This window comes from Cupriavidus sp. L7L, assembly GCF_004353535.1.
GTDB classification, from domain to species: Bacteria; Pseudomonadota; Gammaproteobacteria; order Burkholderiales; family Burkholderiaceae; genus Cupriavidus; species Cupriavidus oxalaticus_A.
The window spans coordinates 209,673-232,956 of record NZ_SMNY01000022.1 but is presented as its reverse complement, the minus strand read 5'-3'; the positions used below and the strand labels follow the sequence as shown (position 1 = coordinate 232,956).

At 67.4% G+C, this 23,284-nt stretch carries 21 protein-coding genes; 4 read left to right on the top strand and 17 right to left on the bottom strand.

Annotated features, from left to right (window positions below; translation table 11 throughout):
• Window positions 1–63: 63 nt before the first annotated feature.
• The gene (locus E1J61_RS20525; RefSeq protein WP_371704598.1) at window positions 64–549 is read right to left on the bottom strand and encodes a DM13 domain-containing protein; all 486 of its coding nucleotides are present in this window, start codon (window positions 547–549) and stop codon (window positions 64–66) included.
• 139 nt (window positions 550–688) lie between these two features.
• Here E1J61_RS20525 and E1J61_RS20520 point away from each other — a divergent pair, with 139 nt between their 5' ends.
• Together E1J61_RS20520 and E1J61_RS20515 are read left to right on the top strand one after the other, a co-directional pair.
• Window positions 689–922, top strand: a complete 234-nt coding sequence (locus tag E1J61_RS20520) for a hypothetical protein (protein WP_063237348.1) — start codon at window positions 689–691, stop codon at window positions 920–922.
• The gene (locus tag E1J61_RS20515; protein ID WP_133095849.1) at window positions 910–1,719 is read left to right on the top strand and encodes a CDP-diacylglycerol diphosphatase; all 810 of its coding nucleotides are present in this window, start codon (window positions 910–912) and stop codon (window positions 1,717–1,719) included. Before E1J61_RS20520 ends, E1J61_RS20515 begins: the two co-directional genes overlap by 13 nt.
• 21 nt (window positions 1,720–1,740) lie before the next feature.
• Here the strand turns inward: E1J61_RS20515 and E1J61_RS20510 are convergent, their stop codons facing one another.
• The 15 genes from E1J61_RS20510 to E1J61_RS20440 form a co-directional block, all read right to left on the bottom strand.
• Window positions 1,741–3,315 carry a TAXI family TRAP transporter solute-binding subunit gene (locus E1J61_RS20510; protein WP_133095848.1) on the bottom strand — a complete coding sequence of 525 codons (1,575 nt, stop codon included), beginning with the start codon at window positions 3,313–3,315 and terminating at the stop codon, window positions 1,741–1,743.
• Between the two features lies 1 nt (window position 3,316).
• Window positions 3,317–4,507 carry a sodium/glutamate symporter gene (gene gltS / locus E1J61_RS20505; RefSeq protein WP_133095847.1) on the bottom strand — a complete coding sequence of 397 codons (1,191 nt, stop codon included), beginning with the start codon at window positions 4,505–4,507 and terminating at the stop codon, window positions 3,317–3,319.
• Between the two features lie 264 nt (window positions 4,508–4,771).
• Window positions 4,772–5,938 carry an ABC transporter permease gene (locus E1J61_RS20500; protein ID WP_133095846.1) on the bottom strand — a complete coding sequence of 389 codons (1,167 nt, stop codon included), beginning with the start codon at window positions 5,936–5,938 and terminating at the stop codon, window positions 4,772–4,774.
• An 11-nt stretch (window positions 5,939–5,949) separates the two neighbouring features.
• Window positions 5,950–7,104, bottom strand: a complete 1,155-nt coding sequence (locus E1J61_RS20495; protein WP_133095845.1) for an ABC transporter permease — start codon at window positions 7,102–7,104, stop codon at window positions 5,950–5,952.
• Between the two features lie 6 nt (window positions 7,105–7,110).
• A complete protein-coding gene (locus E1J61_RS20490; RefSeq protein WP_133095844.1) occupies window positions 7,111–7,803 on the bottom strand; it encodes an ABC transporter ATP-binding protein in 693 nt (230 codons plus the stop codon).
• Window positions 7,804–7,826: 23 nt separating this feature from the next.
• Window positions 7,827–9,044 (bottom strand): efflux RND transporter periplasmic adaptor subunit, encoded by a 1,218-nt coding sequence (locus E1J61_RS20485; protein WP_133095843.1) that lies wholly within the window; start codon window positions 9,042–9,044, stop codon window positions 7,827–7,829.
• Window positions 9,045–9,233: 189 nt separating this feature from the next.
• The gene (locus tag E1J61_RS20480; RefSeq protein WP_243736934.1) at window positions 9,234–9,578 is read right to left on the bottom strand and encodes a helix-turn-helix transcriptional regulator; all 345 of its coding nucleotides are present in this window, start codon (window positions 9,576–9,578) and stop codon (window positions 9,234–9,236) included.
• Window positions 9,562–10,023: an SRPBCC family protein gene (locus E1J61_RS20475; RefSeq protein WP_133095841.1), complete on the bottom strand. Its 462-nt coding sequence runs from the start codon at window positions 10,021–10,023 to the stop codon at window positions 9,562–9,564. Before E1J61_RS20475 ends, E1J61_RS20480 begins: the two co-directional genes overlap by 17 nt.
• A 95-nt stretch (window positions 10,024–10,118) precedes the next feature.
• Window positions 10,119–11,072, bottom strand: a complete 954-nt coding sequence (locus tag E1J61_RS20470) for a PDR/VanB family oxidoreductase (protein WP_133095840.1) — start codon at window positions 11,070–11,072, stop codon at window positions 10,119–10,121.
• A 74-nt stretch (window positions 11,073–11,146) separates the two neighbouring features.
• On the bottom strand, window positions 11,147–12,766 hold the full coding sequence (locus E1J61_RS20465; protein WP_371704656.1) for an APC family permease: 1,620 nt from the start codon (window positions 12,764–12,766) through the stop codon (window positions 11,147–11,149).
• A gap of 367 nt (window positions 12,767–13,133) precedes the next feature.
• Window positions 13,134–13,436: a hypothetical protein gene (locus E1J61_RS20460; RefSeq protein ID WP_133095838.1), complete on the bottom strand. Its 303-nt coding sequence runs from the start codon at window positions 13,434–13,436 to the stop codon at window positions 13,134–13,136.
• A gap of 46 nt (window positions 13,437–13,482) precedes the next feature.
• A complete protein-coding gene (locus E1J61_RS20455; protein WP_133095837.1) occupies window positions 13,483–14,370 on the bottom strand; it encodes a TorF family putative porin in 888 nt (295 codons plus the stop codon).
• A gap of 178 nt (window positions 14,371–14,548) precedes the next feature.
• Window positions 14,549–16,279 carry a choline dehydrogenase gene (gene betA / locus E1J61_RS20450; protein ID WP_133095836.1) on the bottom strand — a complete coding sequence of 577 codons (1,731 nt, stop codon included), beginning with the start codon at window positions 16,277–16,279 and terminating at the stop codon, window positions 14,549–14,551.
• Window positions 16,280–16,364: 85 nt separating this feature from the next.
• Entirely contained in the window at window positions 16,365–17,831 is a 1,467-nt protein-coding gene (locus E1J61_RS20445; protein WP_133095835.1) for an aldehyde dehydrogenase family protein, read from the bottom strand.
• A gap of 28 nt (window positions 17,832–17,859) precedes the next feature.
• Window positions 17,860–18,978 carry an SRPBCC family protein gene (locus E1J61_RS20440; protein WP_133095834.1) on the bottom strand — a complete coding sequence of 373 codons (1,119 nt, stop codon included), beginning with the start codon at window positions 18,976–18,978 and terminating at the stop codon, window positions 17,860–17,862.
• A 245-nt stretch (window positions 18,979–19,223) separates the two neighbouring features.
• Here E1J61_RS20440 and E1J61_RS20435 point away from each other — a divergent pair, with 245 nt between their 5' ends.
• Together E1J61_RS20435 and E1J61_RS20430 are read left to right on the top strand one after the other, a co-directional pair.
• Complete coding sequence (locus E1J61_RS20435) at window positions 19,224–20,324, top strand: helix-turn-helix transcriptional regulator (protein WP_240745835.1); 1,101 nt, start codon at window positions 19,224–19,226, stop codon at window positions 20,322–20,324.
• Window positions 20,325–20,566: 242 nt separating this feature from the next.
• A complete protein-coding gene (locus tag E1J61_RS20430) occupies window positions 20,567–21,910 on the top strand; it encodes an aspartate aminotransferase family protein (protein WP_133095833.1) in 1,344 nt (447 codons plus the stop codon).
• A gap of 152 nt (window positions 21,911–22,062) precedes the next feature.
• Here the strand turns inward: E1J61_RS20430 and E1J61_RS20425 are convergent, their stop codons facing one another.
• Window positions 22,063–23,166, bottom strand: coding sequence for a methyl-accepting chemotaxis protein (locus tag E1J61_RS20425; protein ID WP_133095832.1), 1,104 nt, complete (start codon window positions 23,164–23,166; stop codon window positions 22,063–22,065).
• Window positions 23,167–23,284: the final 118 nt, after the last annotated feature.

The following is a 23,284-nucleotide window of genomic DNA, read 5'->3' as shown; positions in this document are numbered from 1 at the left end:
CACCTTGCCTGTGCGGGGTTCGTTGGGCCGGTTCCTCGATCGGCCCTTTTTTTCTTGCGCGGCCTACCGGTAGGCCGCGGCACTGATGAACTGCCCGAACCGCTCGCACCAGATCACCACCGCACGGTGCTGGCCCGGATCGACGCCATCCGGCAACGCGACGGTGAAATTGCCGAAAGTCTTCAACGGCGCAACCTGCACCGCGCGGTCCTTGATCGCAAGGAAAGCGGCCTTGGTGTCGACGAACTCCGGCACCAGGTAGATCCGGTAGTCCGGTCCCGGCGCCACGCTGCCTTCGAAGGCAATGGCGCGGGTCGACACATGCAGCCGTCCGCTGGCCCAGTGGAATGCGTCACTGCCGGCCAGGTCCTTGCGGAAGGCGCCGGTAAAGGCCGCCTGCCGCGACACCTCCTGTAACTGCCCGATACTCGCCCCCGCCTGCTCGGTCAGGATCGGCAGCACATAGATCCCGGCCGCGAAGCCGGCCGCCAGCATGGCGAGATGCGTCAGCGCGAGGATTGCGATCTTTCGAGGTGACTTGACCATCATGTCTGGCTCCGGTTTCCGGCGAGGGGACATCGGTTGGTCGTGGCCGGTGCGGCTTCCTGACAGCAAGTTACAGCCGCAGTCATCAAAGCAACACAGGAATGTGGTTATGATTTGGCGTCCTCATGACGAGAAGCTGCCTATGACACTCCACGTCACGATCCGTACCATCCGTACGGGCGCGCTGCAGACGGCCCGCTACCAGGCCCAGGTCTACCCGACCACCGACGCCGAAGCCCTGCCGCTGCTGGCCACACCCTGGAGCGAACGCGAGGCCGAGGTCTTCCGCGACGCCCAGTTCTGGGCCCAGCGCCACGCCTATATCGTGTCCAACCCGCGGGTAGGGACGTACTACGGCATTCCATGCCGGCGCTGACCCCGGCACGCCGGCGCGGCGCGCTGGCGTTGGCGGCGGCAATGATGCTGGCGGGCTGCACCGCCGAGAACGTGGTCGGCGTCCTGTCCGGCGGGCGCGATGGCCTGTGGCGCAACGTGCAGCAGCGCTGCCTGGCGCCGCCGCAGCCGCAGCATGCCGATTGCGCCAGCGTCGACCGAGCCCGCGGGCTGGTGCTGTACAAGGACGCGATCGGCGTGTCGCACTACCTGGTGATCCCGGCACGGACAGTGACGGGCGTGGAGGATCGCAAGGCGTGGGACGGCACCGGTGCCAACGCCTGGGCCTTCGGCTGGGACGAGCGCGGCATGGTCGGGCAGGCGCTGGGCAAGCCCGTGCCGGACGACATGCTGGGGCTGGCGGTCAATTCCCGCACCTCGCGCAGCCAGGACCAGCTCCATATCCATCTCGATTGCATCAGCGCCGCGGCGCGCGCCTTCGTCAATGGCGCGAGCGGGCCGATCGGCACCGAGTGGACTTCGCTGCGATTCGACGGCAAGCCGGTGCGGGCCAGGTTTATCCCGGCTGCCACGCCGGTCCTGTCGGCCGACCCGTTCGCGCTGGTCGGGGGCAGGGCTGACGATCCCGGCGCCAGCGCCGCTGCGGTGCCGCCGCCCGACCGGGGCATATTCCTGACCTATGGCCAGGACCGGCAAGGCCGCCCTGGCTTCTTCCTGGTGGACCAGCCGGTCCACGCGGCGGGTGGCAGCAATGGCCACGCGAGCGATTTTCTCGACCGGCGCTGCCGGCTGGCGGCGGAGTTGCCGGCGGCAGGGTAGCGCGAGCGGCGGCTTACGGGGTTAGCGGGCGGCCGGCCTGGATGCGGTGGCAGCCGGTGCCGACGCGGGTGCCGGTGCCTGAGTGGCCGGTCCTCCGGACCGCTGCGCCGGCGTGCCCGCCGCCAGGCCGTCCAGCACCTTTGCTGCCGCCAGGTGCTGCGGAATCACCAGCCCTTCGCGCGCCGTGGCCACGTTGATCTGCCCGCCCTGGGCGCTGCCGCGCGCGACGAAGTCGCGGCCATGCCGGTACACCAGCCGCGTCAGGTCGGCCACCTCGGTATCCGACAGGTCGGGTCCGGTCACCAGGATCGCCGCGGTGGCGACGGTGCGCACCGGCTCGCGCAGGCCGGGGTACGTGCCGGGTGCGATGCTGGCGCGGAAATACCCCGCCTTCTGCCCGACCATCGCCGCGATAGCGCGCTCGTCCAGTGGCAGCAGTCGCAACGGCAGTTCGCTCAGCGCATCGCGGATGCTGTCGGACGGCACGCCGATCACCTGCATCACGGCATCCACCTGGTTCTGGCGCAGTGCCACCAGCGCCGCGCCCAGGCCCACTTCCTCGGCCTTGAAATCCTTCCCGGTCAGCCCGTGTGCGGCCAGCACGCGCAGCACCGTGCCGCGCGAGGCCGAGCCGCTTTCGCCCACCGCAATGCGCTTGCCGCGCAGGTCGGACACCGAGCGTGCCGGATCGCCGTCGCGCACGAGCACGTGCACCGGTTCCGGGTACAGGCTGCCGACGGCGCGCAGCGACGCGTGCGGCCCGTCTTCGGCAAAGGCGCCCTTGCCCTCGTAGGCATCGAGCGCGGCATCGCCCTGCGCCATGGCCGCCGAGACCTTGCCGGCGCGCAGCAGGCGCAGGTTCTCTTCGCCGCCGCGAGTGACCAGCGCGATGGCGCGCACGCGCGCGCCGTCCACCAGCGCGCGCACGAAGCGCAGGTACTGGCCATGCTCGGCGCCGGCGGCAATGGCGTAGCCCTCGTCCACGCGTGCCAGCCGGGCGCGGATATTGGCGTGCGCGGTGGTCAGTTCCTGCTCGATCACCGCGCGCTGCGCCGGCGAGGCGTCCTTCTGCACCGCCTCGACCACCTTGCGCATCGCATCCAGGATCGCCGCCGGACCAGTGGGCGCGTTGGTGGCCACGGCCGGCGCCTCGGCGGGGCGATAGCCGGCGGGCTGCACGCTGACCCAGCGCTCGCCGTCGCGCCGGTACAGTGCGGTGCCGTGCGCGCGCAGCACGTCGCCCGCCTTGTTGCCGCCGCTGGTGATCCCGGTGATCCCGCGCGGCCCCGCGCCCAGCGCCGAGATCAACCCGGCCACGCCGGGCGAATCCCACGCGCCGAAGTCGTAGTCGCGCAGCAGCTTCAGTTCCGCATCGAAGTACACCACGCGCCGGGTTTCGCCGGCCGGTGCCTTGGTATCGGACTGCGAGCCGCGCCGGTCGACGTCGACCAGTTGCACGGTGCCCGGCGGCAGCGCCTGCGCCAGGCGCTCGTTGAGATTGGCGCGGATGCCGTCGGCGTTCGGGCCGCCGCCGCAGCCGCCCAGCCACAGGCTGGCCAGCAGCGCAAAAAGGAAGGCAAGGCAGGCGCGGCGCATGTCAGCCTCCGATCAGCGGCAAGGCCAGCAACATGGTCAGCACGAACGCGTTCATCAGGTCGACAAAGAACGCGCCGGCCAGCGGCGTGATCAGGTAGCTGGTGGGCGCCGGCCCGTAGCGCGCGGTGATCGCGCGCATGTTGGCCATGGCGGTCGCCGTGGAACCCATGTTGAAGCCGATGAACGCGGCCGAGGTGACCGCCGCCTCGTAGTCGCCGCCCATGAAGCGGAAGCAGACGAACACCACGTAGAGGATGATGAACACGACCTGCATCGCGATGATCAGCAGGAACGGGCCGGCCGACAGCGCCACCTCGGCCAGGTCCAGCGCCATCATGGTCATCACCAGGAACAGCGACAGGCAGACGTTGGTGATCAGGTCGGTGGCGCGGTCGTCGAAGCGCAGGCCGATGAATGGCAGCAGGTTGCGGATCGCGATGCCGAGCATCATGCACCACAGGAAGCCGGGGATGGTGATCGGGCCCGCCGGCATCTGCGCCGCGATCCAGCGCCCGCCGATCACGGCGGCCAGCATGCCGGCCAGCGCGGCGAGCGCGCCGACCGTGGTGATCGGCGACGCGGCGGCGGCTTCCTCCTCGGTGTCGCCGACCTCGCGCGCGGTCGAGCGCAGCTTGTAGCGCGAGATCAGGTACTGCGCCACGGGACCGCCGATGATGCCGCCGACGACCAGGCCGATGGTCGCCACCGTCATCGACAGGTCCATCACCGCCTGCAGGTTGTTGACCTCGGCGAAGCGCTCGGCATAGGCGGCCCCGGTGCCATGGCCGCCCACCAGCGTGATGGAGCCGCTCACCAGCCCGAAGATCGGGTGCAGGTCGAGCGTCCTGGCCATGGCCACGCCGACGGCGTTCTGCACCACGATATAGGGCAGCAGGATGATCAGGAAGATCACCAGCGCCCTGCCGCCCCGCTTGAGCATGCGCAGGTCGGCGCCAAGGCCGACGCCGCCGAAGAACATCAGCAGCAGCACCGGCTTCATGCCGGGATCGATGACCACGCGGAAATTCGCCGCCGCCGCTGCCACCGACGCGACGATGGCGAACAACAGCCCGCCGGTGACGGGGTCGGGGATGTTGTAGCGCGACAGGATGCCGACGCTGCGGTTGACCAGGGTGCCGATCAGCAGCACCACCACGGCAGTCAGCAATGAAGCCAGCAGGTCGAGATTCATCGGGGGCGTCCTGGCGGTAAGTCCTGCGGTGGGGCGCCGCTGGCCGTGCCGGTGCGCACTGGCCGCCAGCGAGGCCTGGCGAGTAGCATGCATCACTACGGGTTGTAGACGGACAGTGGGGAGAAGGCAAGGAAAGGATCGGGGCTCTTGGAGACCTGTAGCGAAGCCAACGGTGTTGGTGCACCCAAGCCGCCCGAGCCGGGCTAAGCAAGGTGTTCTCCCTTTCCCTCATTGGGAGAGGGGAGCCGGCAGCGAGCGAGCCGCTCAACGCGCCCGCAGCGCATCCACGATATTCATCCTCGCCGCCCGCACCGCCGGCAGGAAGCCGCCCACCAGCCCCATTGCCATCGCGAACCCGAGCGTCTGCAGCGCAATGCCAGGCGTCAGGATGAAGCGGAACGACAGATCGGCAAACGTCTGGAAATTGGTCGTCGAGAACGACGCGAATTGCATCAGCGCCGCAAACGCCAGCCCGGCCACGCCACCCACCAGTCCGAGCAATGCCGCCTCGATCAGGAAAGCCACCAGCACGTTGGCACGCTTGAATCCCAGCGCGCGCAGCGTGCCGATCTCGGCCACGCGGTTGGCCACCGACGCGTACATGGTGATCATGGCGCCGATCATTGCCGCAATCGAAAAAATCGTGGACAGCGTAAAGCCCAGGATATTGATGAATTTGGACAGCGCTCTGGACTGGTCGCTATAGAAGACCTGCTCGCGCTTGGCCTCGTCGGCAAGGCGTGGATCCACGTCGATATCGGCGCGAAAGCGCTCGAACAGCGTGGGGTTGGCCAGCCGCACCACCATCGACGAATACGCATTGCGCCGGAACGACTGCATCAGCTGGTCGACATCGCCCCAGATCTCCGAGTCGAAACCGCTGCCGCCGGCGTCGAAGTGGCCCACCACAGTCCACTCGCGCTGGGCGAAGCGCAGGTGTTCGCCGATCTGCACGCCGGCAAAGCCGTCGGCAATGCTGCTGCCGACAATGATTTCAGCCGAGCCCGGACGGAACATGCGCCCCGCCACGAGCCTGACCTGCGGACGCAGGTCCATGCCCAGCGGCGAGATGCCGCGGATCACCACGTTGGAGGGCTGCCCGGTGCTGGACTTGGTCAGCGAGATCAGCACCACGGCCTCGCGCGAGGCCATCGGCTGGCCGGCGCCGGTCATGGCCACCGCCGGGTGCATTTCCATGATGCCGGCCTGGCCGCGCTCGACGGCGCTCTGGATTTCGGTCTCGGCGCCTTTGCGGATCAATACCACGTTGTCGCGCTCGCCGGTGGTGACCAGCGTCTTCTTCAGGCCGGCATCCAGCATCAGCATGGTGGCGAAGACAAAGACCACCAAAGCCAGCCCGCCCGCGGTCAGCGCGGTGGTCAGCCGCCGGGCCCACAGGTTGCGCGCGATATAGGTGAGCGGGATCGCCATGGTCGAACGCGTCAGCCGATTGCCCGCAGGCCTTCGACGATGCGCACCCGCGCGGCCTGTACCGCGGGCACGATGCCGGCGGCGATGCCGACCGCCAGCGCGCACGCGGCCTGCGCGCGCATCGTTTCCTGCGACACTGTAAACACCGGGAATACGCCGCCCACCGCCTGCTTGAACGCCGCCGCCATCGGCGGCGTAGCCAGCATGCCGAGCGCGCCGCCCGCCACGCAGATCGCCAGCGACTCGCCGAACACCAGCAGCGCCAGGAATCCTGGTCCGAAGCCCAGCGCCTTGAGCGTGGCGTATTCCGCGGTGCGCTCGCGCGCACTCATCGCCATCGCATTGGCCATCACCGCCATGATGATCACGATCACCACGTAGGAGACCACGCGGATCGCCGCGATGATCTGGTTCGACATGGCGACGAAGCCGAGCTGGAACGCCTGCTCGGTCTCGGTCAGCGTCTCGGCCAGCGAGTTGCGGAACACGGCATCGACATTGCGCGAGATCGCCGCGGTGTTGTCGGGATTGTCGACGCCCAGCACATAGACCCCGACCTGGTCGGCCTGCCGCGGCGACTTCTTGCGGATGGTCTCGTTCAGGTATTCCCAGTGGAACACCATCTGCTTCGTGATGATGCTTTCGTCGCGGCCGTCCATGATGCCGCGCACCACGAACTCCCAGGTGCCGGGGTAGATGGTGCCCTTGATCGGGATCACGTCGCCGATCCTGAAGCCGAACTGGTCGGCCAGCTGGCGGCCGACCAGCGCCCCTTTGCGGTCGCGCTGGTATTCGGCACGCTGCTGTTCGGGAACGATGAATTCCGGGTAGAGATCGAGATAGTTGTCCGACACTGCGAACTGCGCGAAGAAATTCTTGCGGTCGCGATAGACGCCGCCGAACCAGTTGGAGCGCGCCACCGCGGTCACGCCGTCGACGCCGCGGATGCGGCCCTCGTAGCTGAGCGGCAGCGGGAACACCAGCGAGATCGCATTGCGCGTCACCAGCCGCGCGCTGGACGCGGCCGACGCGCCGGCGTACCACGCATCGATCACGGTCTGCAGCAGCCCGAACGCCAGCACCGCGATCACCAGCCCCAGCACGGTCAGCGCGGTGCGCAGCTTGTGCCGCAGTGCGTTGCGAGTGATCAGCTTGAGCGCGTACATGACGGATCAGGCCACCTCGCCGCGGATCAGCTCGCCCTTATCGAGGTGCACCAGCGAGCCCGCCGCGGCCGCGGCATGGGCATCGTGCGTGACCATGATGATGGTCTTGCCGAGTTCCGCGTTCAGGCGCTGCATCATCGCCAGGATTTCCGCGGCAGAGGTGCGGTCGAGGTCGCCGGTGGGCTCGTCGGCGACGATCAGCGACGGGTCGGTGATCAGCGCCCGCGCGATCGCCACGCGCTGCTGCTGCCCGCCCGACAGCTCGGACGGGTAGTGGCTCATGCGGTCGGCCAGGTTGACCATGTCCAGCACCAGCTCCACGCGCGCGCGCCGTTCCGCGCGCGGCAGGCTGGTCAGCATCAGCGGCAGCTCCACGTTCTCGAACGCGGTCAGCACCGGCATCAGGTTGTAGAACTGGAAGATAAAGCCGACGTTGGCCGCGCGCCAGTCCGCCAGCGCGGCCTCGGGCAGCTGCGTGATATCGAGCCCGCCCACCTGCAGCGTGCCGCTGTCGGGGCGGTCGATGCCGGCGATCAGGTTCAGCAGCGTGCTCTTGCCGGAGCCGGACGGGCCCATCAGCGCGACGAAGTCGCCCTCGCCGATATCGAGCGAGATATCGGTCAGCACGGGCACGGTCTGCATGCCGCGCCGGTAGGACTTGGCGACGTGGCTGATGCGGACCAGCGGCGCGGTGCTCATGCGCTCACCCTCATGTGGTTGCTTCAAGGCTTGGCCGGCGTGACGCGGTCGCCGTCGCCGAGTTTGTCGCCGGGGGACAGCACCAGCACGTCGCCGGTCTTGACGCCCTGTACCGCGACCAGCTCGCCGAGCTTGTCGCCGGTCTTGACCTGGGTCTCGTGCGCCTTGCCGTCCCGCACCACGTAGACCACCTGCCGGCCATCGCGCATGACCACCGCGGCGGGCTGCACCGCCACCATCGGCTGGCGGTCGCGCGCCGTGGCCGCGCGCGACAAAAAGGCGATCTTGGCGCTCATGTCCGGCAGCACGCGCGCGTCGCGGTCGACAAAGCGCACCTTGACCAGCACCGTGGCCTTGGAGCGGTCCACCGTCGGCACGATGCGCGACACCTGCCCGGCCAGGCGCACGCCCGGCAACGCATCGAGCAGCAATTCGCACGGCTGGCCGGCGCGGATCCTGGCGATATTGGATTCGGCGACGTCGGCCTCGACCTCCAGCGTCTCCATGTCGGCAATGGTCACGATCGCGCCCTTGGTGTCGGCGGCGGCCGAGAACGGCGTGATGTTGTCGCCGACGTTGGCATGCTTGACCAGTACCACGCCGTCGAACGGCGCGCGCACCACGGTCTGTTCCACTGCCACCTCGGCCGCGCGCGCATTGGCCTGCGCCGACGCGATCGACGCCTGCGAGCTGCTGACCGAGGCCCTGGCCTTGTTGTAGCGCGCAACATCGGCGTCGTACTGGGTGCGCGAGATCGCGTTCGGCCCGATCAGGATCTGCGAGCGGCGCAGGTTGACTTCTGCGTCCTTCAGCTCCGCCTGCTGCAGGGCCAGGTTGGCCTGTGCCACCTTGACCTGCGCCTGCGCCTGGGCGAAGGACGCGGACACGTCCTTGCTTTCCAGCCGCGCGATGACCTCGTCCTTCTTCACGCGCGAGCCTTCCAGCACGCCCAGCCATTCGAGCCGGCCCTGCGCCTTGGATGCGACCGCCGCCTTGCGCTGCGGCACGACATAGCCGGTGGCGTTGAGCAGCGTGAAATTCTGCGTGGGGTAGGCCGAGGTAACCGTTGTGGTCTGCACCGACTTCGGGCCGGCGAGCCTGACAGCGATGCCGAGCACGGCCAGCAGGATCAGCGCGATGACCGCATAGCGCAGCCATCTGCGCCGGGGGCGGACGCGGGCGCCGGTCGCGGCGGTGGCGCTGCGGTCGATTTTCAGCCTGGACAGGTCGTGGTCAGCCAATTGCGCGCTTCCTCCGGCAGGCCTGGCGCGGGCGCGGCCTGCGTTGCCGTGGTGGTGAGGCGGGGGGCTTCCCAGTATAGCGGGGTGCGCGGGGGATTACATGTTGCGGTGTCGTCTACAAACTGTGTGCGCCCTCTCCCGCTTGCGGGGTAGGGGAGCAAACAGGTGACGTGCGGGACGTCGGTTTGGCTAGTGAGTCGTCTCTACCGCCAGCTTCAGCTTGCCCAGCGCAAACTCCCACTGCCTTCCAATCGCCTCCAGCGAGCGCCGCGCCGCCTCGACCTGCCCGGGCTCGAACATCCACAGCCGCTCGCGCCCGGCCTTGCTGTCGCGTACCAGCCCCGCCTGTGACAAGACTTCCAGGTGCTTGGTCACCGCCTGCCGCGTCATCGCGCTGCCGGCGGTCAGCTGCGCGATCGACATCGCGCCGCCCGCGCACAGCGCCGCCACCAGCCGCAGCCGGGTCTCGTCGCCCAGCGCGGCAAAGACCGCGGCCGACTGTTTCAGATCCAGCGCTTCAGGCGCCGGTGACATGCTTGCGGACATTGTTCATCTGTGCGTCCCAGCCGCCGCTGTTGAGGCGGAACGCTTCCATGCGTCGTTCGGGCGGGATCTGGTCGAAGCCAGACTCGACCACCGTCAGCATGGTGCCGCCGTCGACTTCGCGCAGGGTGAATTCCACCAGCGTGCTGGGTTCGCCGGAATAGTCGCGCCCGCGTTCCACCGGAGCGGGGTGCCAGCGCCAGGACAGCAGCCTTTCGGGCTCGATGCGTTCCACCTGCACATCGAATCTCAGGTACTCGTAGCCGGGGTGGGTGATGCTGCCGATGGCGCGCCGGCCGGGCGTGAAGGTGGCGCCGTCGAACTTGACGCCGAACCAGCTGCCGAAGGTATCGGCATCGGCCAGCGCGTGCCACACGCGCGCCACGGGGGCTTCTATCAGGATGCTGCGCTCGATGCGGTCGGTTTCTGAGGGCATGTCCGGTCTCCTGTTTCGGGGGTTGATATGCAACGGTATGGTTGCATGTTAGGAGACCGGGGAGTGAAAAGCAACCAAAAAGTTGCGAATGGCGATCAGAGATCCAGTACCAGCCGCTGCCCCTTGCACCGCGACACGCACAGCATCATCGTTTTCTGCGCCGTCTTCTCCGCATCGGACAGGTACTGGTCACGATGGTCCGCTTCGCCCTCCAGGATCGCGGTTTCGCACGAGCCGCAGATACCCTCGCGGCACATGCAATCCACCTGGACGCCGGCTTTCTCGATCGCGCGCAGCAGCGATTCCTCTGCGCCCACCTGAAGCGTCAGCCCGCTCTTTTGCAGCACGGCCTCGAAGGCGCCGCCGGTGGTGTCGACCTCGTTGCGGAACTGCTCGAAGTGGATACGGCCGGCATCCCAGCCGGCGGCGCGCGCGGCGTTGACCACGGCATCGTTCAGCGGGCCGGGGCCGCACACATAGACATGGGTATCGGCGGGCTGCGCGGCGAGCAGCGCGGCGATGTCGAGCATGGTGCCGGTATCGCTCTCGTACAGGTGCAACTGGCCCGGCTGCAGCGTGGCCGGCAGTACGTCGAGGAACGCCGCGGACTGCGCGTTGCGGAAGCAGTAGTGCAGCTCGAACGCGGCGTGGCGCGCCCGCAGCGCCTGGATATGCGTCATGAACGGCGTGATGCCGATGCCGCCGGCGATCAGCAGGTGGCGGCCGGCGCCGTGGTCCAGGCCGAACAGGTTGCCCGGCGCGCCGATGTGCAGTTCATCACCCTCTTGCACCTGCTCATGCATGTAGCGCGAGCCGCCGCGCGAGGCTTCTTCCAGCCGCACTGCGATCTGGTAGTGGGCCGGGTTGTCCAGCGCGCTGGTCAGCGAGTAAGCGTTGCGCAGCCGGCCGCTGTCCATATGGACCACGACGTGGCTGCCGCTGGAGAAAGCGGGCAGCGCGCCGCCGTCGCAGGGTTGCAGGGTGAAGCGCTTGATGCCGGCGGCCAGCGGCTCGACGCGGCCGACGCGTACGCGGAGCGTGTCAGTCATGGCAATACCTCGGAATGCAGGGAATGTCGGGAAGAGAGAGGGCAGGCGAGCCAGGCGCCGCCTGCCTCGCCAGATCAGGAGATCACGGTCAGCCGCGCGGCGATCCACACCACCGCCGCGCCGGCGATCAGCGCCACGTAGGGCAGCTTGCCGGCACGCGCATGCGGCAGTTCCATGTCGCGGCGCATCGACTCGGGGAACTGGCCCTTGTCCTGGACATAGTGGCGGTAGACGAAGACCGGCACGATCAGCAGCGCGGCGATCAGGCCATTGCGCAGCGTGTTCTCGCCCTGGAAGTTGGCGCCGGCGCCGACAAAAGCCAGGTCGAAGAAGCCGCAGAACGCGCCCAGTGCCAGCAGCCAGTTCTTGCACTTGTACGGGCGGGCCCAGTCCGCGCGGTCCATGCGGTGGATCCAGCCGGCCTGCAGGTTCAGGAACACGAAGATCATGTAGCAGACATTGCTGATCGACAGCACCGCCATGTAGTTCGACATCAGCAGCAGGAACAGGTTGAACAGCAGGTCCGTCCACATCGCGCGCGTCGGGGAGCCGTGCTCGTTGACGTGCGAAAGGTAGCGCGGCAGCCAGCCGTCGAGCGAGGCCTGGTACAGCGTGCGCGACGAACCCATCATCGAGGTCATCACGATCAGCAGGATCGCCAGCACCAGCATCACCACGATCACGTTGAACACCACCGCGCCGCCGCCGACGAACTTGGCCATTGCCGCGCCCACGCCGGAGCCGTCGACAATGTCGGGCGCCAGCATGCCCTGCAGCCCGAGCGAGCCCTGGAAGGCGATCGGCACCGCGATGAACATGAACAGGCACAGCACGCCGGACCAGAAGATCGCCTTGAAGGTGTCCTTCTGCGGGTCCTTGAACTCGCGGGTGTAGCAGACCGCGGTCTCGAAGCCGAAGGTCGACCAGCAGGCCAGGAACATCGCGCCCATCGCCGTGCTGATGCCGGCCGCGTTCCAGCCGCCCAGCACCGCGGCGCCGGTGGCGTCATGCGTCAGCGGCAGCAGCGGCAGGAAGTTGGTCGAGGGCATGTCGCCGGTGAACAGCGGCACCAGCGCGATCACCACCAGCGGCGTCAGCGAAGCGATGCCCAGGATGCGCTGCGTGGTAGCCGCGGCCGAGGCGCCGCTGTGCTGCAGCTTGAAGGTGATCAGCAGGAATGCCGTCGCCAGCAGGAAGGTGGAGTTCACCCGCAGCGTCAGGCCTTTGCTGACGAAGCCCAGGTCGACCAGCGTCAGCTGCCACGTGTTGATGACCGAATCGGGCGGGAACAGCGCGCTCAGCATGTAGCCGGCGGCCAGGCTGGTGCCCAGCGCCAGCATCGGCGACCACGCCACCCAGTTGCACCACACCGAGACCGGCGCGACGAACTTGCTGTAGCGCACCCAGCCGAGCGCGCCGTACACCGAGGCGCCGCCCGACTTGTGCGGATACAGGCCCGAGATCTCGGCGTAGACGAAGCACTGCGCAAAGCCGATCAGGATGGCCAGGATCCAGATCACCCACGCCGGGTTGCCGATGGTGGCGGACACGCCGCCGATGGTGAAGAGCACGCCGGCGGGCACGCCGCTGGTGACCCAGAAGGCGTCCTTCCAGGTCAGGGTGCGCTGCAGTTCATGGGATTGGGTTGGCTGGGTCTGTTGCTGCGCAGGGGCGAGCGGCGCCTGCGCGCCGATCGACAGCACGTCTTTTTGCGAATACACGAAATGTCTCCTTGCTTCCCGGTGCCGTTTGTCTGGAGCGCTAGCTCCGTCACGGTCTGCCGTCTGCGGTGGGTAGGTACTTGGGTACTGCCTGCCGGTCGTTACGACGGTCGGGAATCTGTGGCGGGAATTTTGGGGGCGTTTCTCATCCTTGTCTCCTGTTGTCATCCCGGGGTTGCCGCGATCCCCGAATGCAGGTCTCGCGACTTCCGGTGTCTTATCAATTCACCAAAAGTAAATTACGGCACTAATGGTGTTTCGAATGAGTATAGGAACGGCGCTGTGCCATGGCAACGGAAGTTTTGTATCGCGTTGCAATCGGCACCGGCCGCGCCGTGGGTTACTGCTGCACGGGCTGCCCCGGACGCGGGCCACCCAACGTTTCAACCACCGCGCGCCCGGTCCGCCGGTTGCGCCACCATCCCAACAGCGTCAGCCCCAGCCAGAAGCACTGGGTCAGGAACGAGGCCAGGTTGAAGGCGCCGGTCAGCGAGATCAGGATGCAGCTCGGCCCGATCACGTTGAGGACGACCGCCAGCCGGCCGGTCGGGGATTTGTGCAGGACCTGCACGGCAAAGTGCGCGGCGACGTAGGCGGCTACGCCGACAAGTCCGGTCGCATCGGTAAGACCCAGGGAGGCCATGGTGGTGTGCTTCGTAAGGCAGTGGTACAGCGGTTGGTGAATGCCGTCAGAACGTCTTGGTCAGCGAGACCAGGAACGTGCTTTTCAGCGGGTTGGACACCGCCGGGTTGCCGGAGGAATCCAGCGCGCCGGTGGTGTAGTTGTCGTAGACGTCGGTGCGGCCCCAGCCGCGGGTGTAGGCGCCCGTCAGGGTCCAGCCGCCTTCGAACGCCTTGGAAACCGCGACGCGCACGTCGCGGAAGCTGTAGGCGGCAAAATTGCGCACGCGCTCCTGGCCGTAGTGCAGCAGTAGCGAAACGCCGTGGCCGAGGTCGAAGGTGCCGTTGATGTCGAGGTAGCCCGAGCCGCGGCTGTGCAGGTTGTTGCCGGTCAACAGCGAGGCGCTGTTATAGCCGAAGTAGTCGGGCGTATAGGTCAGCCAGTACTTGACGTTGAACCACTTGTAGGTCAGCGAGGCGACTGCCTCGCCATAGTTGTATCTGGTCTGTGCGTACTGCAGTTTCGCGCCCGGATACAGGTAGTAGTAAACCTGTCCGGCGTAGACGAAGTCGCCGACTGTGCCGGTGTAGCCGGCATACAAGTCCCATTCGACCGTGCCGCCCTCGATGAACTTGTCGCTGATGCTCGACATCCAGGTGCCCGCGGAAAAGCCGCTCGGATGGGCGTAGTCGATGCCGCCCTGTACGGCAGGCTTGCCCCAGGTCTGGCGGAAGCCGCGCGAGACGTACTGCGAGGTCAGCGTCATGTTGGCGCTCCACGGTGACGCTACCGCAGCGGCTTCTGCCGGCGGCACGGTCGCGGTGACCTGCGGCACCGGCGCGACCGCCAGCGTGGTGTCGCCGTCGGCTTGAGCCAGCGCCGGCAGCGCCTGGCACAGCAACAGGGGCAGGGCGCCTTGCAGGGCCCGTCTTGCGGGAAAGCATTTGCGCAGCATGGAAGTTGTCTCCTCCTTGCAGCCGGTCTGGGTTTGTTGATGGGTCGCCGGCTTTTGGTGGTGTGGGAGGCGCGACGCGTCCGGCCGGGCGCACGCTGCCCGCCGGGACCTTGGTCCCGGCAGCACATGTGCCGCAGTCAGGGTTCGGGCGGTAGGCCCGCGAGTCGCGCCGCTCGGGTCAGGCAGGCATCGGCACGGGGACGCGCGCGGTGGGTGGCTGCGCTCGCTCCGCGCTCGCCTGCCTGCGCGCCGGCGCCGCCTTGTAGTAAGGCGCCGTCGAGCGCTGCAGCGGGGCGCGACCGCGGATCACGTCGGCCAGCTTCTCGGCCATCATGATCGTGGGCGCGTTCAGGTTGCCGGTGACGATCCTCGGCATGATCGAGGCATCGACCACGCGCAGGCCAGACAGGCCATGCACGCGGCCCTGGTTGTCGACCACGGCCATCGGGTCGGACGCGTCGCCCATCTTGCATGTGCACGACGGGTGCAGGGCGGTCTCGGCATGCTCGCGTACGAAGGCATCGATCTCGGCATCGCTCTGTATCATCATGCCGGGCTTGATCTCGCGGCCGCGGAACTGGTCCATCGCCTGCTGGCCGATGATCTCGCGCGTCAGGCGCACCGCGGCGCGGAACTCGCGCCAGTCCACGTCATGCGCCATGTAGTTGAACAGCAGGCGCGGCTTGACGCGCGGGTCGCGGCTGGCCAGCTTGACAAAGCCGGTGCTGGGCGAGCGCATCGAGCCCACATGGCACTGGAAGCCGTGCGACTGCACCGGGTTGCTGCCGTCGTAGTTCATCGCCAGCGGGATGAAGTGGTACTGCAGGTTGGGCCACGCAAACTCGTCGCTGCTGCGGATAAAGCCGCCCGCTTCGAAGTGGTTCGACGACGCGATGCCCGTGCCGCGCAGGTACCACTCGATGCCGATGGCCGGCTTGTTCCACCACTTCAGCGCGGGGTACAGCGACACGGGCTTAATGCATTCGTACTGCAGGTACATCTCCAGGTGGTCCTGCAGGTTTTCGCCGACGCCTTTCAGGTCCGCGACGGGATCGATGCCGAACGCGCGCAGCTCATCGGCATTGCCCACGCCGGAGCGCAGCAGCAGTTGCGGCGAGGCCACCGCGCCATTGCTGACGATCACTTCGCGGCGCGCGCGCGCTTCACGCACGTGATCGCCCTGGATGTATGACACGCCGATGGCGCGCTGCCCGGAGAACAGGACGCGGTCCGCGAGCGCACGGGTGTGCACGGTCAGGTTGGGCCGGTCCTTCGCCTGGTCGAGGTAGGCCAGCGACGTGCTGCAGCGGCGGCCGCGCGCGGTGGTGGTGCGGTCCATCGGACCGAAGCCTTCCTGCCTGTAGCCGTTCAGGTCGTCGGTCTTGCCATAGCCAGCCTGCTCGCCGGCCTTGATAAAGGCGTCGAACAGCGGGCTGATGTTCGCCTTCGGGGTGGTCACATGCAGCGGGCCGTTGCCGCCGTGGTAGTCGTTGGCGCCCTTGTCGTAGGTCTCGGCCTTGCGGAAGTAGGGCAGGCAGTCGGCGTAGCTCCAGTCCTCCAGCGACCGGTTCTCCGCCCAGCCGTCATAGTCCATCGCGTTGCCGCGGATATAGACCATGCCGTTGATCAGCGACGACCCGCCCAGTCCCTTGCCGCGGCCCTGCGTCATGCGGCGGTTGTTCATGTGCGGCTCGGGCTCGGTCACATAGGCCCAGTTATAGGTGGTGCCCTGCAGCGGATACGCCAGCGCCGCAGGCATCTGCGTGCGCCAGTCCAGGCGCCAGTCTGGGCCGCCGGCTTCCAGCAGCAGCACCGAGACACCGGCGTCCTCGGTCAGCCGCGCCGCCAGCACGCAGCCCGCGGAACCTGCGCCGACGATGATGTAGTCGTACTCTTGGATTGCCTGCATGGTGCAATCTCCTTGTGTGCTTGACGCCGTGCGTGGCAGCCCGGGGACGGTACCGCCGCGCACGCGATTGCGAAGTCAGCTGCGCTCAGGCGCCGAACCAGCCCATCGCCTTGGGGGCCAGGTTGATATAGCTGTGCTTGAGCTCGGTGTACTCGTCCAGGCCGATGCGGGCCAGCTCGCGGCCGATGCCGCTCGCCTTGTAGCCGCCCCACGGCGCTTCCGGGAAGTACGGGTGGTAGTCGTTGACCCACACCGTGCCGAAGCGCAGCGCGCGCGACATGCGGTTGGCCTTGTCCAGGTCGCGGGTCCAGACCGCGGCGGCCAGGCCGTACGGCGTGTCGTTGGCGGCACGCAGCGCCTCTTCTTCGGAGCGGAAACGCTCGGCCGTGATCACCGGCCCAAAAATCTCCTCCTTCGCAATCTTCATGTCTGCCGTCACGTCGGCCAGCAGCGTCGGCTCCAGCCAGTAGCCCTTCTTGTACACGTCGCCGGCCGGCCGCTTGCCGCCGTGGACCAGGCGCGCGCCTTCCGCAATGCCGGCCTGCACCATGCCAAGGATCTTCTCGTGCTGTTGCGCCGACTGCACCGGGCCCATTTGCGTTTCGCCATGAAAGCCGTTGCCGATCACGATGCGCGGCAGGCGTTCGGCCAGCCGGCTGATGAATGCATCATAGATGCTGTCCTCGACCATCAGGCGCGAGCCGGCGGAGCAGACCTGGCCGGCGTGGAAGAACGCGGCGTTGAGCGCGTAGTCCACCGCGGCATCCAGGTCGGCATCGGCAAAGACGATGTTGGGGTTCTTGCCGCCCAGCTCCAGACCGATGCGCTTGAAGTTGCCGGTGGCGGCCTTCATGATGCTCTCGCCGGCAAAGGCGCCGCCGGTGAAGGACACCAGGTCCACATCCAGGCTCTCGGCCAGTTCGGCCCCGACTTCGGCGCCGCCGGTCACCAGGTTGAACACGCCTGGCGGCAGGTCCAGCTCGGCCACCAGCTGCGTGAAGTGGTGCGTGGTCAGCGGCGTCAGGTTGCTGGGCTTGATCACCACGGTGTTGCCCGCGCCCAGCGCCGGCGCGATCTTCCATGCGGCCTGCAGCAGCGGGTAGTTCCACGGCGTGATCAGGCCGCACACGCCGACCGGCTCGCGCAGCGTGCGGCTGATGACGTGGTGCGGCGCTTCGTTGACGGCGCCCGATTCCGACGCCACCAGCCCGGCAAAGTAGCGGAAGGTGGCGGCGATATCGCCCATGTCGGTGCGGCTCTCGGCCAGCGTCTTGCCGGTGTTGAGCGACTCCAGGTGGGCGAGCTTCTCGGCATCGCGGTCGATCAATCCGGCGATCTTGTTCAGCAGTCTGGCGCGGTCACGGATCGTCGTCTGGCGCCACGGGCCGTCGAAGGCCTTGCGCGCAGCTGCGATGGCCAGGCGCGCGTCGGCGCGGGTGGCTTCGGCGGCCTGGGCGATCACGGATTCGTCGGCCGGGCTCACGATGGCGCGCGTGCCGTGGTCGACGGGCGACTGCCACTGGCCGTCGATATAGAGCTGGGTCTGGATCATTGCTGCGGTTCCTCGTTATCTTGTTGGTTCAGGCGGCCAGCGCGTCGAGCACCATCTGCTGGAAGTGCTGCACGCCGTGCTCGCCGATGGCGGAGGTCTTGTCGTCGGTGACCAGCAGCGGACCTTGCCCGTTGCGGTAGCCGCGCGACTTCAGGCCGCGCTGCACCGATTCGACGATGCTGAGGTCTTCCGGCTTGAGCACGTTCTTGTAGTACTCGATCAGCTGTTCCTGCTCGGCCGTGGGCGTGCTGTCGCGGAAGTAGAACTCGAAGTGCTGGATGGTGGTGTCGGCATCCACCGGGAACATGTAGAACACGCCATAGTTGCCGTCGCCCGGCAGCACGTTCAGCGTGACGTTGGGCCACAGCCAGTACGCGGCGAAGTCGGTATTGGGCGCATCGCTGTCATACGTGAAGGCGTCGCTTCCGGAGCGGGTCTGTCCGACCTGGCTGGTGTAGAGGCCGCGCACTTCGTGCTTGTAGGTCTCCATCCTGATCGACTCGACCAGCGCCGGGTGCGCGGTCTGGCAGTGCAGGCACTCCAGGTAGTTGTCGACCACCACCTTCCAGTTGGCCTTCATTTCGTAGGTGAGCTTGTGCGCCGGTACCAGCTTGTCGACGTCAGGGCAGCGCGCGCGGATCTCGTCGTTCAGGCCGGCGGCCAGTTCCGACAGCGGCTTCGCATCCGTGTCCAGGTTGACGAAAATCAGGCCGCAGAACTCTTCCACGCGCACCGGCGTCAGCCCGGCGTTGTCCTTGCAGAAGCCCGGCACGTTTTCGGCGTTGCGCACATGGATCAGCTTGCCGTCCAGGCCGAACGACCACGCGTGGTACGGGCAGGTGATCACGTTCTTTGCCTTGCCGGCGCCATCGGCGAACAGCTCGTGCGCGCGGTGCGGGCACACGTTGTAGAACGCGCGCAGCACGCCGTCGCGGCCGCGCACCACGAACACGTTCTCGCCCGCCACCTTGGCGGTGGCGTACTGGTTGTTCTCGGCGACCTGGCTCTTGTGCATCACGCAGACCCAGCTGCGCGCGAAGATCGTCTTCTTTTCGTGCTCGAAGATCTCCGGCGAGGTGTAGTAGTGGGCCGGCAGCGTGTAGGCCAGCGGGGTGGTGCTGCAGGCGGCGGCGGTGGTCTCTTGCATGGGGGTGTCTCCTCGTTTGTCTCGGTCTGTGCGGTGACTTGTCGATTCACTGAAAGTAAATTAAATCACCATCAGTGATGTGGAATGAAGTCTAGTGACGAGAGCGGGAGCGGCGCAATATGGTAAAAGCGATCGATAGCACATACACAATTGATCCAAGCTATCAAGTCACGCGATTTACCCCGATGGTGTAAGGTTCGAGTTACTCAATTCACCATCGGTTGAAAAAAAGTAGAGGGGATGCCATGACCGAAGACACTTTTGCCACCCGCCTGAAAGGCGTGCTGGAGGGCAAAAGGATCATGCTCAAGCAGGTGGCCGAGGCCCTGTCGGTCTCGCCATCGGCGGTACACAAGTGGACCCGCGGCGGCGAGATCGAATACGAGCGCCTGCTGGCGCTGGCGCGCTTCCTGGGCGTGAACTGGCTGTGGCTGCGATATGGCGAGCAGGCCATCGCCGACCTGGAGGCAAGCAGCGCGTCCGATCCGCACATCAAGGAACTGCGCCAGAAGCACCTGGCCGAGATCATGGAAAGCGAGGCGCGTATGAAGTTCGCGCAGGAGGTCTCGGGCATCGTCACGTGGGAATGGAACGTGCTGACCGACGGCCTGACGTACTCATCCAACGACGTCACGCTGTTCGGCCGGCATATCCGCAACATGGATGACTTCTGGGCCTGCGTGCATCCGGCCGACGTGGCGCGGCTCAAGGAAGTGCTGGCGCGCACGCTGGGCGCGCAGGAAATGCACGAGTGGGAATTCCGCGTGGTGCACGAGGGCACCACGCGCTGGATCTCGTCGCGGGCCACGCTGGTGCGCGATTTCGACCAGCGCCCGGTGAAGATGATCGGCGTCAGCCTGGACATCACCGAACGCCGCCGCGCCGAGGCCGCGCTGCGCCAGAACGAGGCGCTGCTGGCCAAGGCGCAGGAGATCGCGCACCTGGGCGGCTGGTACTGGAACATCCAGACCGACGACTGCGCCTGGACCGACGAGGCCTATCGCATCTTCGGGTGGGCGCCGCAGGCGTTCAAGGTGACGATGGACCGCTACCTGGCCTCGATCGTCGAGGAGGATCGCCCGCGCGTGCAGGCCGCCATCCGCGCGGCCACCGTCGACAAGGCGCCGTACCGCGTGGACTACCGCATCACGCTGCCCGACGGCAGCCTCCGCGACATCCACGAGGAAGGCGAGGTCACGCTGGACGAGCACGGCAATGCGCTGACCATGGTGGGCGCGTCGCAGGACGTGACCGAGCAGAAGCGCGTCAAGGCCGCGTTGGTGGAGGCGTTGGCAGAGGGGGAGGGTGGCACGGAGGGGCCGAAAGCGGCGAAGAGCAGGCGTTGAGGGGCATCCGTCAGGTGCGACGCTACGCGCTGTGGTGAAACAATCGTTTCGCACCGGGTGGCTTTCGGGTGGTGCCGGCGTACTTTTCGGTGAAAACGTCTTGACTGCATGGGCAATCGTAAATGCAACAAATGTTGCGCAAATCCCCGCCAAGTCCTTATACTGTTTCGCACCGCGCCACGATGCGTGTCGCCCGTGCCGCGCAGCCGTAGCGTCCGGCCCATTGCCACCACCACGCCATCATGACCCACGTATTCCATCGCAATCCGCGTCAGAAACTGCCCGTCGCCGTTGCCGGGCAGGGGATCGAACTGATCGACAGCGAAGGCAAGCGCTACCTCGATGCCTCCGGCGGCGCCGCCGTATCGTGCCTCGGGCACGCGCACCCGCGTGTGATCGAGGCGATCAAGTCGCAGCTCGACACCATTGCCTACGCGCATACCTCGTTCTTCACCACCGAGGTGTCGGAAACGCTGGCCGAAACGCTGGCGCAAGCCGCGCCCGGAGATCTCGACCATGTGTATTTCGTCTCGGGCGGCTCCGAAGCCGTGGAATCGGCGCTGAAGCTGGCGCGCCAGTATTTCGTCGAGGTGGGCCAGCCGGGCCGCCGCCATTTCATCGCGCGCCGTCAGAGCTACCACGGCAACACGCTCGGCGCGCTGGCGATCGGCGGCAATGCCTGGCGGCGCGAGCCGTTCCTGCCGCTGCTGGTGCCGGCGCATCACGTCTCGCCGTGCTACGCCTATCGCGACCAGCAGGCTGGCGAGACCGACGCGCAGTACGCACAGCGGCTCGCCGACGAGCTCGAAGCGAAGATCCTGGAACTGGGGCCGGACACCGTCGCCGCTTTCGTCGCCGAGACGGTGGTCGGCGCCACCGCCGGCGCGGTGCCGCCGGTGGGCGACTACCTGAAGCGCATCCGCGCCGTGTGCGACAAGTACGGCGTGCTGCTGATCCTGGACGAAGTGATGTCCGGCATGGGCCGCACCGGCTACCTGTTCGCGTGCGAAGAGGATGGCGTGGTGCCGGATATCGTCACCATTGCCAAGGGCCTCGGGGCCGGCTACCAGCCGATCGGGGCGATGCTGTCGACGCGCCGCATCTATGACGCCATCGTCGGCGGCAGCGGCTTCTTCCAGCACGGCCATACCTACATCGGCCATGCCACCGCCTGTGCGGCGGCGCTGGCGGTGCAGCGCACGATTGCCGAAGACAGGCTGCTGGCCAATGTGCTGGCCCGCGGCGAACAACTGCGTGCGCGGCTGCGCGAAGCGCTGGGCGAGCATCCCAACCTGGGCGACGTGCGCGGGCGCGGGCTGTTTGTCGGCGTGGAGTTTGTCGCGGACCGCGACAGCAAGGCGACGCTCGATCCCGCGCTGAAGACGCATGCGCGCCTGAAGTCGGCGGCGATGCGGAACGGGTTGCTGGTCTATCCGATGGGTGGCACGGTGGACGGCGTGCGTGGCGACCACGTGTTGTTTGCGCCGCCGTTTATCTGCACCGGGCAGGATATCGACAACATCGTGGAGCGCTTTGCCGCGGCGGTGCGGGCTGTGCTGCCGGCGGGGGTAGTTGCTGCAGTGTAGGGCGTGGGCGCGCGAGCGCTGCCTCGCCATCAAGTGCGGTGGTGCGCCGGCGCGCTAATACGCAAGCCTCCACCGCTGGCGAAGGCTCCCCTCTCCCGCGAAGTGGGAGAGGGGAGCAAACCATCGGTAGGGATGCGTTGTCGCAGCCCCGCTCAAGCCTCCAGCTTGAACTCCCCCACCACCTGCTGCAACTCCGTAGCCTGCCCCGCCAGCGCACTCGAAGCACTGGCCGCCTGCTCCACCAGTGCGGCGTTCTGCTGCGTCACGCTGTCCATCTGCGCCACCGCTTCATTCACCTGCGCGATCCCCGCGCTCTGCTGTTCCGACGCCACGGTGATCTCGCCCAGCAGCGCCGTGACGCGGCTGACTGACTGCACGATCTCATGCATGGTCTCGCCCGCCTGCCCGACCAGCGCCGAGCCGCTGTCCACCTGCTGCACCGAGGCGTCGATCAGCTGCTTGATCTCCTTGGCCGCCGCGGCGCTGCGTTGCGCCAGCGTGCGCACCTCGCCCGCCACCACGGCGAAGCCGCGGCCCTGCTCGCCGGCGCGCGCGGCTTCTACCGCGGCGTTCAGCGCGAGGATGTTGGTCTGGAAGGCAATGCCTTCGATCACTTCGATGATGTCGGTGACCTTGCGCGAACTGGCGCTGATCGCCGACATGGTCTGGACCACGTTGCCGACCACCTCGCCGCCGCGCTCGGCGATGCCGGATGCGGCTTCCGCGAGGCCGTTGGCCGCGCGTGCGCGTTCGGTGTTCTGGCGCACCATCGCCGTCAGCTCGCCCATGCTGGCCGCGGTCTGCTGCAGCGAGGCGGCCTGTTCCTCGGTGCGCTGCGACAGGTCGGTATTGCCGGCGGCGATCTGGTGCGAGGCCGCGCCGATGGAGTCGGTGGCGGCCTTGATGCGCGTCACCAGGTCGGTGAGCATGTCTTCCATCTCGCCCAGCCCGCCCAGCAGCCGGCCGAATTCGCCGCCGCGCTCGGTCTCGAAGTCCTGGCTCAGGTCGCCGGCGGCCACTGTCTCGGCGATGTAGACCGCTTCGGCCAGCGGCGCCTCGATGCTGCGCGCCAGGGCCCAGGTGGCCGCCACCGCCACGCCCAATCCGGCCACGCCAAGCGCCACCAGCAGGTTGCGCGCGTTGCCGTCGGCGGCGCCCTGCATGCGCGGCAGTGCGATCGCGATGCCGACCGCCGCCAGTGCCCACATGGCGCCGAACGCCGCGCCGAGCTTCATCCGTATCCCCAGGTTCTGCATGTCTCCTCCGTTCCCCCGCTGTCCAAGTCGGCTGTCATGGCGCCTCGCCGGTGCCGGTTCGCCGGCACGCACGCTTGACGCCTCAACCTACTGTTATCGACGGCGGAAGGCGGGACTT